At 72.3% G+C, this 13,859-nt stretch carries 13 protein-coding genes and 2 pseudogenes; 9 read left to right on the plus strand and 6 right to left on the minus strand.

Features of this window, described 5'->3' with window-relative positions:
- Positions 1-159: 159 nt before the first annotated feature.
- Positions 160-879, minus strand: a complete 720-nt coding sequence (locus tag ACIBBD_RS31655; protein ID WP_399422997.1) for a response regulator transcription factor — start codon at positions 877-879, stop codon at positions 160-162.
- A 115-nt stretch (positions 880-994) separates the two neighbouring features.
- Between ACIBBD_RS31655 and ACIBBD_RS31660 the strand changes: the two are divergent.
- The 5 genes and pseudogenes from ACIBBD_RS31660 to hemC form a co-directional block, all read left to right on the plus strand.
- Positions 995-1,291, plus strand: a pseudogene (locus ACIBBD_RS31660) (alcohol dehydrogenase catalytic domain-containing protein); the annotation flags it as partial.
- 199 nt (positions 1,292-1,490) lie between these two features.
- The gene (locus ACIBBD_RS31665) at positions 1,491-2,048 is read left to right on the plus strand and encodes a zinc-binding dehydrogenase (RefSeq protein ID WP_399422998.1); all 558 of its coding nucleotides are present in this window, start codon (positions 1,491-1,493) and stop codon (positions 2,046-2,048) included.
- Positions 2,049-2,436: 388 nt separating this feature from the next.
- Positions 2,437-3,393, plus strand: a complete 957-nt coding sequence (gene ligD, locus ACIBBD_RS31670; protein ID WP_399423015.1) for a non-homologous end-joining DNA ligase — start codon at positions 2,437-2,439, stop codon at positions 3,391-3,393.
- A gap of 144 nt (positions 3,394-3,537) precedes the next feature.
- Entirely contained in the window at positions 3,538-4,314 is a 777-nt protein-coding gene (locus tag ACIBBD_RS31675) for an NPP1 family protein (protein WP_399422999.1), read from the plus strand.
- A 468-nt stretch (positions 4,315-4,782) separates the two neighbouring features.
- Positions 4,783-5,718: a hydroxymethylbilane synthase gene (hemC, locus tag ACIBBD_RS31680; RefSeq protein WP_399423000.1), complete on the plus strand. Its 936-nt coding sequence runs from the start codon at positions 4,783-4,785 to the stop codon at positions 5,716-5,718.
- Positions 5,719-5,820: 102 nt separating this feature from the next.
- On the opposite strand, the gene ACIBBD_RS31685 is transcribed toward hemC, so the two are convergent.
- From ACIBBD_RS31685 to ACIBBD_RS31695, 3 genes and pseudogenes are all read right to left on the minus strand, one after another.
- Positions 5,821-6,342, minus strand: coding sequence for a hypothetical protein (locus tag ACIBBD_RS31685; RefSeq protein WP_399423001.1), 522 nt, complete (start codon positions 6,340-6,342; stop codon positions 5,821-5,823).
- A 203-nt stretch (positions 6,343-6,545) separates the two neighbouring features.
- Positions 6,546-6,758: pseudogene (locus ACIBBD_RS31690) on the minus strand (multidrug ABC transporter permease); the annotation flags it as partial.
- A gap of 111 nt (positions 6,759-6,869) precedes the next feature.
- On the minus strand, positions 6,870-7,325 hold the full coding sequence (locus ACIBBD_RS31695; RefSeq protein WP_399423002.1) for a MarR family winged helix-turn-helix transcriptional regulator: 456 nt from the start codon (positions 7,323-7,325) through the stop codon (positions 6,870-6,872).
- 302 nt (positions 7,326-7,627) lie between these two features.
- Between ACIBBD_RS31695 and ACIBBD_RS31700 the strand changes: the two genes are divergently transcribed.
- Together ACIBBD_RS31700 and ACIBBD_RS31705 are read left to right on the plus strand one after the other, a co-directional pair.
- The gene (locus tag ACIBBD_RS31700) at positions 7,628-8,434 is read left to right on the plus strand and encodes an RNA polymerase sigma factor SigF (RefSeq protein ID WP_399423003.1); all 807 of its coding nucleotides are present in this window, start codon (positions 7,628-7,630) and stop codon (positions 8,432-8,434) included.
- 454 nt (positions 8,435-8,888) lie between these two features.
- Positions 8,889-9,692, plus strand: a complete 804-nt coding sequence (locus tag ACIBBD_RS31705; RefSeq protein ID WP_399423004.1) for a VOC family protein — start codon at positions 8,889-8,891, stop codon at positions 9,690-9,692.
- Between the two features lie 60 nt (positions 9,693-9,752).
- On the opposite strand, the gene glgX is transcribed toward ACIBBD_RS31705, so the two are convergent.
- Positions 9,753-11,900, minus strand: coding sequence for a glycogen debranching protein GlgX (gene glgX, locus ACIBBD_RS31710; RefSeq protein WP_399423005.1), 2,148 nt, complete (start codon positions 11,898-11,900; stop codon positions 9,753-9,755).
- Complete coding sequence (locus tag ACIBBD_RS31715; protein ID WP_399423006.1) at positions 11,897-12,409, minus strand: pep a2; 513 nt, start codon at positions 12,407-12,409, stop codon at positions 11,897-11,899. The genes glgX and ACIBBD_RS31715 overlap by 4 nt, the downstream gene beginning before the upstream one ends.
- Before the next feature lie 293 nt (positions 12,410-12,702).
- Between ACIBBD_RS31715 and ACIBBD_RS31720 the strand changes: the two genes are divergently transcribed.
- Positions 12,703-12,999, plus strand: coding sequence for a DUF5133 domain-containing protein (locus ACIBBD_RS31720; RefSeq protein WP_399423007.1), 297 nt, complete (start codon positions 12,703-12,705; stop codon positions 12,997-12,999).
- Positions 13,000-13,092: 93 nt separating this feature from the next.
- A partial coding sequence (locus ACIBBD_RS31725) for a maltotransferase domain-containing protein (RefSeq protein WP_399423008.1) occupies positions 13,093-13,859 on the plus strand: 767 nt, incomplete at its 3' end.

A 13,859-nucleotide genomic window follows, 5' to 3' on the forward strand; every position in this document is an offset into this window, starting at 1 on the left:
GCGGATCAGCAACACTCTCCCCCAACGTGCCTCACCGGCACGGCAGTTGCGTCCCCGTCCCGATGTTCGCCGGCAGCGCGACGGGCGGCTCGACGACCTCCCGACGCCGCCCGCCTCCGCCCGGCGGACCGACGTGCCGGGCGTTTGCTCCGTACGTTTTCAGCCTGCGCCCTCCCTCCCCAGCCAGTACCCGAAGCCCCGGCGCGTGTGGATGAGCGCCGGGGCGTCGCGGTCCACCTTGCGCCGGAGCCGGGAGACGAGCTGCTCGATCGCGTTGTCGCCGTGGAAGTCGCCCCAGACGTACCGGCCGATCTGCTCCTTGGACAGGACACGGTGCGCGTTGGCGAGGAGGTGGTGCAGCAGGCGGTACTCGGCGGGGGTGAGGTCGAGGGGACGGCAGCCGCGCCGGGCCCGGCAGAGGGTGCCGTCCAGGGCGAGGTCGTCATAGCACAGAGAGCGGCCCGGACCACCGGGGACCGTGCCGCGCAACAGGACCTGCATCCGAGCCAGGACCTCGGCCACCCGCAGCGGCTTGGTGACGTAGTCCGTCTCACCCGGGCCGAGTTCGGGCAGCAGCCGGCCGAGCGAGTCACAGGCGGTCAGGTAGAGGACCGGCGGCCGTCGGGCGACGACCGGGCGGCGCTCGCCGTCGACCGCTGCCAGGTCGGGTAAGGCGGTGTCGGCGACCACGAGATCGAAGCGGTGCGCGTCGAGCCGCGCCAGCGCCTCGGCCAGACTGCCCGTGAGACCGATCCGGTAACCGGCCAACTCCAGCGTGGTGGCGAGCAGTTCGGCGACACCCGGTTCGCCGGCGACGATCAGGACGCGCTGCCCCGCGCCGCGGACAGAAGACGGCTGCTCCGTCGTGTGGGCGTTCATCCACGAGACCGTTCACTATCACTTGCTTGACTCAAGTAATCCACATGTGTTTGCCTAACTCAAGTAACACGGTAGACCTCCGTCGCACCCACCGAAAGGCCCTCCTATGAGCATGATGAAGTCCGTCCGGACCGGCGGGGCCGGCAGGATCGAGGTCGTGGACGTCGAGCGCCCCGTGCCCGGGCCCGGGGACGCGCTCGTCCGGATCCGCGCCTGCGGCATCTGCGGCACTGACGTCACCTTCCTGCACATGGGCGGCATGCCGGCCCGGGCGCATCTGGGCGGCGACCTGGTCCCGGTGGCCCTGGGCCACGAGCCGGCCGGTGAGGTCGTCGAGGTCGGTGCCGAGGTGGACGGCCTGCGGGTGGGCGACCGCGTGGTGGTCAACCCCCAGGACGCCCCGACCGGCATCATCGGCTGCGGCGGCCGGTACGGCGGCATGAGCGAGTACCTGCTCATCGAGAACGCCGAGGTCGGCAGGAGCGTCGCGGTCTTCCCCGGCACCGTGCCCTTCGACGTCGCCTCGCTCAACGAACCGATGGCCGTGGCCCGCCACGGCCCGCCACTGCGTCAACCGCTCCGAGGCGAAGCCCGGCGACAAGGTCGTCGTCTTGGGCGCCGGGCCGATCGGTCTGGGCGCCGCGATCTGGCTGAAGCTGCGCGGCGTCGAGCACGTGGTGGTGGCCGACGTCATCCCCTCCCGGCTGGAGAAGGCACTGGCCGTGGGGGCGGACGCCGTCATCGACTCGGCCCAGGAGGACGTGGCCGAGCGCCTCACCGAACTGCACGGCCGGAGCGCCAACGCGCTCGGCCAGCCCCGGCCGGGCACCGACATCTTCATCGACGCCGCCGGTGTCCCGGTCGTCTTCGACACCGTGGTCCGGTCGGCGAAGTGGGGCGCGAAGCTGGTCATGGTGGCGGTGCAGAAGCCGGGCTCCGAGATCGACCTCGGTGGCATGCTGCGCAGCGAGCTGACCCTCGTCGCCTCGCAGGGCTACCCCACCGAGATCTTCGAGGTGACCCCGGACCTGGTGGAACACCAGGAGCGCTTCGCCAAGCTCATCAGCCACCGCGTCCCCTTCGCCCAGGCCGACCGGGCGTTCGAGTTCGCGCTGACACCGGGCGCGGCGGAGAAGGTCGTCGTCACCCTGGACGACGACGAGGGGTGAGCCGACCCGAGCCGCCCACGGCCCACTGCCCACTGCCCGCCACCGGCCGCCCGCTCACCGCGGCACCCGTCGCCGCCCGTCAGGGGTCCGTCGGGGCCCGTCGGGACGCATCGGGGCGCGCGGTGACGGCGAGCGGGTGGCGGCGTGGGGCGGACGACGGTGACGGCGAGCCGGCCCACCGGACCGCGGACCACCGGACCGCGCCCCGCGGACCGCGGTCCGGTGACGACGGGTCCGCACCGGGGATCGGTCCGCCCATCCGGGGGCCCACCGGCACTCCGTCGACCGCGTCTCCTCCCCTCCGTTCAGGGGAAACCCCCGGACGGCGGGCGTGGCGTGGGCCGGGTTCGTCGAGAACTCCCCCGTGACCCTGCCGCTGATCGCCCCCATGCTCGCCACCCCCGGCACCCTCCCGCCCGCGGCGCAGGACGCGCGCTGGGCCTACGAGACCAAACAGGACGGGCAGCGGGCGGTGGTCTACCTCGCCGGGGACGGCGGCGTCGTCCTGCGGGCCCGCTCGGGGGAGGACATCACCGCCGCCTATCCCGAACTGCGTCCGCTGGGCGCTGCGCTGGGCCCGACGCCCGCCGTGCTGGACGGGGAGGTGCTCGCGCTGGACGAGGAGGGTCGCGCCGACTTCCAGATGCTGCAGTCCCGGATGGGGCTGGTGCAGGCACCGGCCAGGGCGGCGCGCCTCGCGGCGACGGCCCCCGTCCACCTGGTGCTGTTCGACGTCATGCACCTGGGTGGCCGTTCCCTCGTCCGGCTCCCCTATCTGCGGCGGCGGGCCCGGTTGGAGGCGCTCGGTCTGGAAGGGCCGTGCTGGTCGACACCGGGCGCGCTCGTGGGGCACGGGCGCGAGGCCCTCGAGGCGACCCGCGCGCACGGCCTGGAGGGCCTGGTCTGCAAGCGGCTGGACTCCGTGTACGAGCCCGGCGTGCGCTCCCGGGCCTGGATCAAGATCCGCAACATGCGCAGCGTGGACGTCCTGGTCGGCGGCTGGCTGCCCGGAAAGGGCCGGCTCACGGGGCTGCCCGGCGCCGTCCTGGTCGGCCAGCGGGCCGGCTCCGCCCTGCGGTACGTCGGCAGCGTGGGCACCGGCTGGAGCGCGGCGGAGCGCGAGGAACTCGCGGCACTGCTGCGGGCCATCACGACCGACGCGTGCCCCTTCGACCCGGTGCCGGCGGCGCGGGGCGCGCACTGGGTGCTGCCCCGGCTGGTCGGTGAGGTCCGCTACAGCGCCCGCACGCGGGCCGGGCTGCTGCGCCAGCCGTCCTGGCTGCGGCTGCGCAGCGACCTCACGCCCGAGGAGTCCGCGGCCGACATCCCGGACAATCCCGTGTGATGTGCCGTCACGTCCCAAGTATTGGGCTGCGCTTCACCACCGATACGCCTGAGACCTCTTGGCGCGGTGGTGAAAACCGGGGAAGCTGAACCGCCTTTTCCCCCACAGCCGTTGGGCTGCGCCCGCAACCCAGAGGAGGACGCAGTGTCGTCACCGAAGTCGAAGGCACACCGCAGGAGATGGCTCACCGGTCTCGCCGGTGCCGCCGCGCTCGTCGTCGCCTTCCCGACCGTCGCCTTCGCCGCCCCGCTCCAGGCGCTGCCGGCCAACGCCGAGGCCGCCGAGCGGACGTACCAGCCCGCGTTCGACTACGACACGGACGGCTGCTACTCCACCCCCGCGATCGGGCCGGACGGCACGGTCAACGGCGGCCTCAACCCGACCGGTTCGCTCAGCGGCGACTGCCGGGACGCCTCCGACCTGGACAACACCAACAGCTACTCGCGCTACAAGTGCAACAACGGCTGGTGCGCCTACCTGTACGGCCTCTACTTCGAGAAGGACCAGGCCCTGTCGGGCAGCAGCATCGGCGGACACCGCCACGACTGGGAGCACGTCGTGGTCTGGGTGCAGAACAACCAGGTGAAGTACGTCTCGACGTCCAACCACGGCTCGTTCACCATCACCGCGGCGTCCGGGGTCCGCTTCGACGGCACGCACGCGAAGATCGTCTACCACAAGGACGGCATCAGCACCCACTGCTTCCGTCTCGCCGGCTCGGGCGACGAGCCCCCGGAGAACCACAAGGGGACCTGGCAGTACCCGCCCCTGGTCGGCTGGAACGGCTACCCGGCGGGCCTGCGGGACAAGTTGAGCGCCTACAACTTCGGCAGCGCCAACTTCGGCCTGAAGGACGCGAACTTCGCCGGCCACCTCGCGTCGGCGAAGCCGTCCGGGATCGCCTTCGACCCCAACGCCTGAGCCGGTGACCGGGATCGGTCCCGGGGCGGAGGACCCCAGCGGTGCGCGGGTCCGGCCCCGGTCCCGGTCCCGGGACGCCACCCGGACCGTAGCGTCCGGTGCAGCGATCCGAACGACACGAGCGGACGGCTCGACGAGGCCTTCGAGCGGCTTGACGCCCGCGGACCGGAACGGCTGGGCCGGCTCTCCGACCACGCCCCGATGGTGGCCGAGTCACGGCCGCCCGCGGCCGGCCGGTGCCGTGCGCCCTGGACGCCTCCCCGCCGTGCGGACCGACGAGGTGGCGTTCGCGGACCGTCTGTCGGCGCACCCGCCTCACCGAGCTGGTGCGCGCCGCGACACGCCGCTACGCCACCCACGGCCACGGCGAGGGGACGATGCCGGTGCTCGGTGTGCCCCTGTCCTGAGCGGTGCGCGGGAGTGACCGTACGGCACGGACCACCGCCCTCAGGGTCTATCGTGTCCCGCATGTCGGTACCGGAACTCATCCGCATCGTCTCCCGCGACTCGCCCATGGCCCTGGCCCAGGTGGAGCGTGTCCGCGCCGAGTTGGCCGTCCTGCATCCCGGTGTGCGCACCGAGGTCGTCCCCGTGAAGACGACCGGTGACAAGTGGATGGGGGATCTGTCCAAGGTCGAGGGGAAGGGGGCGTTCACCAAGGAGGTGGACGCCGCGCTGCTGGCCGGCGAGGCGGATCTCGCGGTGCACTGCGTGAAGGACGTCCCGGCGGACCGGCCGCTGCCCGCGGGCACGGTGTTCGCCGCGTTCCTGCAGCGGGACGACATCCGCGACGCCCTCGTCCACCCCGGCGGGCTCACCCTCGACGAGCTTCCGTCCGGGACCCGCGTCGGCACCTCCTCGGTCCGCCGGGTCGCCCAACTGGCCGCGACCCACCCGCACCTGGAGTGCGTGCCGTTCCGGGGCAACGCCAACCGGCGGCTGGAGAAGCTGGCGGCGGGCGAGGCGGACGCGCTGCTGCTCGCGGTCTCGGGACTGGAGCGCATCGGCCGGACGGACGTGATCAGCGAGGTCCTGTCGCCGGAGACGATGATGCCGCCGATCGGCGCGGGCATCCTCGCCCTGCAGTGCCGCGACGGCGACACCGACCTCATCGACGCCGTCAGCGGGCTCGGCGACCCGGCCACCCATCGGGAGGCCACCGCCGAGCGCATGTTCCTGCACGTACTCCAAGGTCACTGCAACAGCCCCATCGCCGGGTTCGCGCGCGTGGACCGCAGCGGCGAACTGTCCCTGCGGGCCTGCGTGTTCACCCCGGACGGCAAGACCCGGCTCAACGCCCACGAGTGGGCGGGCCGCCTCGACGCGGCCACGCTCGGCACATCGGTGGCCGTCGCGCTGCTGCGTCAGGGCGCCCGCGAGATCATCGACGGCATCCCGCACTGAGGCGGACACGCCGAGGCGGGAGACACCGAAGCGGGACGCACCGAGGCCGCGAGACAGCCAGGCGCGGACGCCCGGACGGGGGCGGCCAGGGCGGGAGGGGCGTCAGGCGGTGCCCTCTTCGGCCTGGTCCCGCAGGAAGTTGCTCACCTGACGGGCCAGGCTCTCGCGGCCGGTGCCGGCCGGGGCCCCGCCCGTCCCCTCCTGCAGGTCGACGCCGCCCACCCACATCCGGCGCCCGGCCCACTCCTCGTCCACGCGCAGCTGGATCTGGACGTCCACCTGGCCCAGCGAGGCCTCCGGCCCGGCGGCGTACAGGACGGCGGTGGCGCGGCGCAGCGGGTAGACGTCGAAGCCCTCGATGAACTGGGAGTTGCGCCAGTCGATGAAGGCGCTCTCCCCGTCGGGACCGATCCGCACGTCCATCTGCCCGTCCTCGAGGTGGACGCCGAAGCTGCGCTCCCCGCGGTTCTCGACGGTCACCCGCAGGCAGAAGTACGTCAGGCCCTCGGCCGCGTCGTCGCGCCCGCGCGGCGGCTCGGCCCGCTCCAGGCGGTGGACGCGGACCCGCAGACCGGCGTGCTCGTCGTACTCGTGCCAGTCCCCGACCACGTTCGGCTCGTACACAGTCCACCTCTCGACTTGCTTCGGGCTGCTTCCTATCCGTGTGCTCAGTGCACTGTCAAATGGGCAGAATGCGCTGTGGCCAGGGAATTCACCCCTTTTGATCGTTGATCAAGCCGTGCGCAGGCACGATCCGTGCACGGCGGCGCGGGCACGGCATCGGCGGCGTGCCGCACATCACGTCCCAACGGCGGCTCCGGGCAAGATCAGCGGGCCAGTCGTCCCAGCAGCGCGGAGGCCGCGGTGACGCCGAGCGCGGCGGCCGCGATCAGCACCCCGAAGTCCAGCGCGAGGTGCGCCGGTGTGCCGAGGAGGAGGCCGCGCAGGGCGTCCACCTCGTAGCTGAGGGGGTTGGCCCTGCTGACCGCCTGGAGCCAGCCCGGCATGACGTCGACCGGATAGAGGGCGTGGGAGCCGAAGACCGAAGACCTCGCCCTGGCGGACGGTCAGATCCAGCCCGTCGACCGCCTTCGCGGCCCCGAAGGCGTAGGCGAGCCGGGTGCAGGCGACGGCGTCGCCGATGGTGGTGGTCATGATTCCTCGGCCTCCTCGTGCAGATGGTCGGCGAGGGTGCGCAGGGCGGGGAGCGCGGCGCGCAGCGCCTCCTGGTCGGCCGCGTCGAGACGGGCGAGGTGCCGGCCGACGAGCGCGGTGCGCCGCTGCTTCCAGTCCCGCAGCCGGGCCTCGGCCGCCCCGGTGAGCAGCAGGCGCGCGGCTCGCCGGTCGGCGGGGTCGGTCTCCCGGACCAGGTAGCCGTCCCTGACCAGCTGGTTGACGAGCGTCGACACGGAGTTGCCCGCCAGGTACAGCTCCTTGGCGGCGTCCGACACACCGATGCCGGGGCGGGTCTCGACGAGGCGCAGCAGTTCGACCTCGGCGCCCCGCAGGTGCGGCGCGGTCAGCCCGGCCCGCAGCCGGCGCCTGAGCAGTCGCTGCACACCGACGAGCGCGTCGGCCAGCTCTTCCGGGAGGGTTTCCTCGTCCACAGCCGCGAGATTATCTCTGTAGCAGAGGTAATGGCACCAAGAAGAGGTCAGGGGTCAAGGGAGGGGCTCGGCATGTCGGCAGGAGGGGCCGACACGTCGGTCGCCGCATAGAATGTGGACAAATACAGCGCAACTGTTTCAAAAGCCACCACGGCGGGCATGTGCAGCACTGTGCTTCGGACAGGAGGCACGTCCGTGGGATCCCGTCGAAGGGCCGGCCCCGGGTGTTTCGTGCCAGGTCCGAGCGCGCGTCCCACGGTGTCCGTCCATCCACCGGCACCCTCCTGAGGGAGGCGCGCGTGATGCGTTCCACCGTCAGAACCAAGCAGCACCCCCACGACGACGCCCCGGACACCGCCGAGTCCTTCGCCAGGCTCGCACGGCTGCCCGACGGGCCGGAGCGCCAGGCGCTCCGGGACGAGCTGGTCCGGCTCTGGCTGCCCATGGCCGAGCGGATCGCCGTCCGTTTCCGGGGGCGCGGCGAAGCCCTCGAAGACCTCTACCAGGTGGCGGCCCTGGGACTCGTCAAGGCCGTCGACCACTACGACCCGGACCGAGGCCGCGCCTTCGAGGCGTACGCGGTGCCGACCATCACCGGCGAGATCAAGCGTCACTTCCGTGACCACATGTGGACGCTGCACGTGCCGCGCCGGGTCCAGGACCTGCGCAACCGGGTGCGGCACGCCGCCAAGGAGCTGTCCCAGAGCACCCCGGGGCGGCCCCCCACCGTCGCCGAGATCGCCGAGCACGCGCATCTGAGCGAGGACGAGGTGCGCACCGGGATGGAGGCGCTGGAGTGCTTCACCGCGCTGTCGCTGGAGGCCGAGATGCCCGGCACCGACGGCTACGCACTGGAGGACGCCCTCGGCGACCCCGACCCCGGCTATGACACCGTGGTCGACCGGGTGGCCGTGGCGCCCAGTCTGCGCGCCCTGCCCGAGCGTGAGCGGACCATCCTGTACCTGCGCTTCTTCGGCGGGATGACCCAGAGCAGCATCGCCGAACAGCTCGGCATCTCCCAGATGCACGTCTCGCGGCTGCTGAGCGGCTGCTTCGCCCGACTGCGCGAGGAGGTCGTGCGCGACGAGGTCGTCTCCGAGGTGCGCTGAGGGCGCGGCCGCGCTCGGCGCGCGCGGCGGTCCACCGGGGGCGCGCCCCTCCGGGAGGGGGCGTGGCGGTCGACCAGCACCGCCGGCTCCCCGCGGATGACCGGGGACGTTCCCGGTGCGCCCCCGGACGAGGAACGTCTCCGCGACAGGGCGCGGTGTGACGTTCGTGTGCGGGGAGACTCCCGCGGCACGGCCCATCCCCCGTCCGGAGTCATCCGCCCCAGGGCGACGACCGCACCGACCGTCTGGTCGACCACGGCGCGACGGCCTCCCCGAGCTGGTCGGCCTCTCTGTGGAGTCCGACGGTCCGGTCCGTTTCGCCGCCGGATCCGCGCGGTACTCGTGGCACTCCTCCATCGTGCCGTCGAGTCTCTCGGCAGGCGCCGTGGACGGTTCCGGCCGGACACTGGGGGAAGACCCCGGCTACCGCCGAGAGAGCAGGAACGCGAGTGCCATGAACGATCATCCGACATCTGCCCACGGTGCGAAGGAGGTCCTCTCCACGCACTCCGTGTTCGGCGCACCCTGCTGGGTGAGCCTCACCAGCCGCGACCTGGAGACCACCCAGGACTTCTACACGGCCGTCCTCGGCTGGCAGTGGCGCCGGGGCAGGCTCGGCGACCACTTCCGGACCGCGCTGGTCGGCGACGTCCCGGTCGCCGGCGTGGCCGCCGTCGCCGCGATGTGGCAGATGGCGGTCGCCTGGACACCGTACTTCGCGGTGCCCAGCGCGGACGTGGCCGCCTCGCGGGCCCGCGAGCGCGGCGGCACGGTCGCCGTGGGCCCCATCTCCCTGCCACCCGGCCGGGCGGCACTGCTGGCCGACCGGGACGGCGCGACCTTCGGCGTCTGGGAGGGGGCGCTCAACAGCAACTGGGAGACCTGGCGACAGGCGGCCCCCACCTTCATACGGCTGCACACCCGTGACGCCTTCGACTCCGCGATCTTCTACGGCGAGATCCTCGACTGGGCCTCGAACCGGCCCGGCTGCTGCGAGGTCCACTACGAGGGCGGAGAGGTCGTCCTGCGCAGCCGGGGCGACATCGTGGCCCGGATCGAGTCGGGTGCGCTGGAGGCGGCACCCGACCCGACGATCCGGCCGCACTGGCAGGTCCACTTCGCCGTCGCCGACGTGGCGGCGTGCGCGCGGGCCGCGGAGCGGCACGGTGGCAGCGTGCTGGGCAAGGCCGTCGACGAGGCCGTGCTGCGGGACCCGGACGGCGCCCAGTTCACGGTGACCTCGCACCGGGACCGCTGAGCAGCCCCCTGAGCAACCCCTCCCTCTGAGCTGTCCCGCACCCCGCTCCGCCGTCCTTCCTCACTCCGAGCGCTTCGGGGGGCGGGACAGCACGACCAGGCCGCGGGCCTCGACCGTCACCGCGTCGCCCGCCTTGTACTCGGCCTCGTCCGGGCCGCCGTCGCTTGCCACGGTGTCGACGCACACCGTCCAGCGCTCCCCGTACTCGGCACCGGGCAGCCGGAAGACGACGGGCTCCCAGTAGCTGTTGAACAGCAGCAGGAAGGAGTCGTCGACGACGGGCCGGCCCTGTGGGTCGCGTTCGGCGATGGCGTCACCGTTGAGGAAGACGCCGACGCAGTGCGCGTCGGAGCGCTGCCAGTCCCGGTCGCTCATCTCGCGCGCGTCCGGCAGCAGCCACACCAGGTCGGGCAGCGGCTGCCCGGCGTGCGTCACGGTCTCACCACGGAAGAAGCGGCGTCGGCGCAGGACGGGGTGGGCGGCGCGCAGGGCGACGAGGTGCCGGGTGAAGTCCACCAGGTCGCGCTGTTCCCCCGTGAGCCGCCAGTCGACCCAGGAGACCTCGTTGTCCTGGCAGTAGGCGTTGTTGTTGCCGCGCTGGGTGCGCCCCAGCTCGTCGCCGTGGCAGAGCATCGGGATGCCCTGCGACAGCAGCAGCGTGGCGAGGAGGTTGCGTTGCTGGCGGGCGCGCAGCTCCCGTACGTCCGGGTCGTCGCTCTCGCCCTCGACGCCGCAGTTCCAGGACCGGTTGTGGCTCTCGCCGTCCCGGTTGCCCTCGCCGTTGGCCTGGTTGTGCTTGTCGTTGTAGGAGACGAGGTCACGCAGGGTGAAGCCGTCGTGGGCGGTCACGAAGTTGACGCTGGCGCGCGGGCGCCGCCGGTGGTGGGCGTACAGGTCGGCGGAGCCGGTCAGCCGGGAGGCGAACTCGGCCAGCGAGCCCGGTTCGGCGCGCCAGAAGTCCCGTACCGCGTCGCGGTAGCGGCCGTTCCACTCCGACCACAGGGGCGGGAAGTTGCCGACCTGGTAGCCGCCCTCGCCGACGTCCCACGGCTCGGCGATGAGCTTGACGCGGCTGATCACGGGGTCCTGCTGGATCAGGTCGAAGAAGGCCGACAGCCGGGACACCTCGTGGAACTGCCGGGCGAGCGTGGCCGCGAGGTCGAAGCGGAAGCCGTCGACGTGCATCTCGGTCACCCAGTACCGCAGCGAGTCCATGATCAGCTGGAGGACGTAGGGGTGGCGCATCAACAGGCTGTTGCCGGTGCCCGTGGTGTCGTAGTAGTGCGACCAGTCGCCGTCCACCAGGCGGTAGTACGAGGCGTTGTCGATGCCGCGGAAGGAGAGGGTGGGGCCCTTCTCGTTGCCCTCGGCGGTGTGGTTGTAGACGACGTCGAGGATCACCTCGAGTCCGGCCGCGTGCAGCGCCTTCACCATCGCCTTGAACTCGGCGACCTGCTGCCCGCGGCTGCCGTGGGCGGCGTAGGCGTTGTGCGGGGCGAAGAAGCCGATGGTGTTGTAGCCCCAGTAGTTGGACAGGCCCCGGTCCTGCAGCACGCCGTCCTGCACGTACTGGTGCACCGGCATCAGTTCGATCGCGGTCACGCCCAGCGACGTGAGGTGGTCGGTCACCGCGGGGTGCGCGAGGCCGGCGTAGGTGCCGCGCAGCTCGGGCGGGACGTCGGGGTGGGTGCGGGTCAGACCGCGTACGTGGGCCTCGTAGATCACCGTGTCGGCGTAGGGGCGCCGCGGTGGGCGGTCGTCGCCCCAGTCGAAGGCCGGGTCGGTGACCACCCCGAGCAGGGTGTGCCCGGCGCTGTCCTTCGGGTCGGGCCGGTCGCCCGCCCGTTCGAAGAGGGAGGCGTGGTTGTCGATCTGACCGTCCACGGCCCGCGCGTACGGGTCGAGGAGCAGCTTGGCCGGGTTGCAGCGGTGTCCGGCGGCCGGGTCCCACGGACCGTGCACCCGGTAGCCGTAGCGCTGTCCCGGGACGACGCCGGGCAGATAGGCGTGCCAGACGAAGCCGTCGACCTCGCTCAGGGGCACGCTGCGACTGCTGCCGTCGTCGTCGACGAGGACGAGGTCGACGCGCTGGGCGACCTCGCTGAACAACGCGAAGTTGGTGCCCTCGCCGTCGAAGTCGGCACCCAACGGGTAGGGGTGCCCGCTCCAGACGGGCACCCCTGCGCTGCGCTTCGTCCGCGAGCTCACCGGGTGCCCTCCAGGACGCCGTCGACCTGGTCCGCGGGGGCGGCCAGGGCCGTCACCGGCAGTTCGCGCGGCACCTGCAGCATCTCGCGCAGCTTCGGCTCCGGCGTGGTCGGGACCAGCGGGACGCGTTCGCCGGCGCGGGCCCGCTGCGAGAACCAGATGACCTTGCTGCCGCTGTCGGTGGCGCAGCAGCCCCAGCCGTCGCTCATCGCGGCGATGTGTTCCAGGCAGCCGCGCAGGTCCTGGTCCGGGCGCAGGTCGCGGTCGTCGCCCCCGACGGCGGTGATGAGGTGCTGGCGGTTCCACCACATCTCGATCGACGTGTGCTTGTCCGTGGCGTGCTCGTCGATGGCCTTCAGCAGCATCTCGGCACCGCGGCAGACGGGCTCGACGAGGTTCTCCAGGTCCCAGTACCGGAGGTGCGCGGCCAGAATGCGCCTGACCTGTCCGACCCGTTCCGGGCTCACGTCCACGTCGAGGTGGTAGTAGCAGGGCACTGCGGTCTTCATCGTCGTTGGCTCCTCACCGGCGAGGCTCCCGCTCGTTGGCGGTCCGCGGACCGCACCCCGAACACGAAGCGTGAGCGTTGATCGCTCCTGAGTCACAACCACAGTGCGGCCGCTACGCCATTCGTGCAACACGAGCACACCACGACCAAGATCCAACAGGACGTTGGGTGGTGGGCCGTGCACCATAAGTGAAGGCCTCGGGAGGTTTGACGGTTTCGCACCTCTGCTTACAGGGCCGACCCGCTTGTCGCGGGGCGACGTACCTCTCGAACTCCCGGAAGGTGAACAGCGCCATGCTGCTGCCAGCGAAGACCGAAGTAGCCAGACGCCTGCGCAGTTACCGCGCCTGGGAGCGCGCGATGCTCGCGTGCCCGGGCGACCGCGCGGTGCGCGCCACCTTCGAGGACTGCGGTTACACCCTCTGTGTGCTGATGGGCAAGCGTTGCGCGCGGGAGGCCGCCGACGCCGCCGAGCAGTATCTGCGCGGGGTCGCGGACACCCGCCCCCGGCGGAGCGGGCCGAAGCGGAAGAACGGTGTCGCACGGGTCGCGTCGACGCGACCCGTGCCGCGTGTGGCCGCCGAGCGTTAGCAGGGAGCGCCCGCACCCCGGCCATCCGGCATCCGACGGCGGGCGCCCCCAAGCCGTTTTCAGACACGTGTTTCGGTACAGCGGAGGTGCAGCGTGAGGTCCACGAAGGCGATCGGCCGTATCCCGGTACGGAACGTCCAGCCGCTTGTGGAGTGCGGCAGGCGACCGGCCAAGTCCGTGAGCGGGGAGACGTTCCCGATCACCGCGACGGTGTTCCGCGAGGGCCATGACGCCATCGGCGCGAACGTGGTCCTCAAGAGCCCCGACGGCCGCCGTGGACCGTGGACGCCGATGCGTGAACTCGCTCCCGGAACCGACCGCTGGGGCGCCGACGTGACGCTCGACGAGGCGGGCCGCTGGACGTACACGGTGGAGGCCTGGAGCGACCCCGTGACGACCTGGCGCCGGGAGGCGGAGATCAAGATCCCGGCGGGCATCGACACGGGTCTCGTCCTCGAGGAGGGCGGCCTGCTCCACGAACGGGCCGCCGCCCGCGTGCCGCGCGGACCGGCCCGGACGGTCGTGCGGGAGGCCGCGAGGAAGCTGCTCGACGACTCGCTGCCGGTGTCCGAGCGGTACGCCGCCGCGCTGGCACCGGAGGTGGCCGAGGTCCTCGCCCGCCACCCCTTCCGGGAGTTCGTGTCCGCGAGCGCCCCGGTCCCCCTGCTCGTGGAGCGGGAACGGGCCCTGTTCGGCTCGTGGTACGAGTTCTTCCCGCGTTCCGAGGGCACGGCGGAGCGTCCGCACGGGACCTTCCGCACGGCGGCCCGGCGGCTGCCCGCGATCGCCGCGATGGGCTTCGACGTGGTCTACCTGCCGCCGATCCATCCGATCGGGACGACGTTCCGCAAGGGCCGCAA

Source organism: Streptomyces sp. NPDC051315, from assembly GCF_044455165.1.
GTDB lineage: Bacteria > Actinomycetota > Actinomycetes > Streptomycetales > Streptomycetaceae > Streptomyces.

What these genes read in the sequence shown, in the direction of transcription:
- ACIBBD_RS31655 (WP_399422997.1), bottom strand. Translation starts at nt 879, where the DNA reads ATGAACGCCCACACGACGGAGCAGCCGTCTTCTGTCCGCGGCGCGGGG.
- ligD (WP_399423015.1), top strand. Translation starts at nt 2,437, where the DNA reads ATGCTCGCCACCCCCGGCACCCTCCCGCCCGCGGCGCAGGACGCGCGC.
- hemC (WP_399423000.1), top strand. Translation starts at nt 4,783, where the DNA reads ATGTCGGTACCGGAACTCATCCGCATCGTCTCCCGCGACTCGCCCATG.
- ACIBBD_RS31700 (WP_399423003.1), top strand. Translation starts at nt 7,628, where the DNA reads ATGCGTTCCACCGTCAGAACCAAGCAGCACCCCCACGACGACGCCCCG.
- ACIBBD_RS31705 (WP_399423004.1), top strand. Translation starts at nt 8,889, where the DNA reads ATGAACGATCATCCGACATCTGCCCACGGTGCGAAGGAGGTCCTCTCC.
- ACIBBD_RS31715 (WP_399423006.1), bottom strand. Translation starts at nt 12,409, where the DNA reads ATGAAGACCGCAGTGCCCTGCTACTACCACCTCGACGTGGACGTGAGC.
- ACIBBD_RS31720 (WP_399423007.1), top strand. Translation starts at nt 12,703, where the DNA reads ATGCTGCTGCCAGCGAAGACCGAAGTAGCCAGACGCCTGCGCAGTTAC.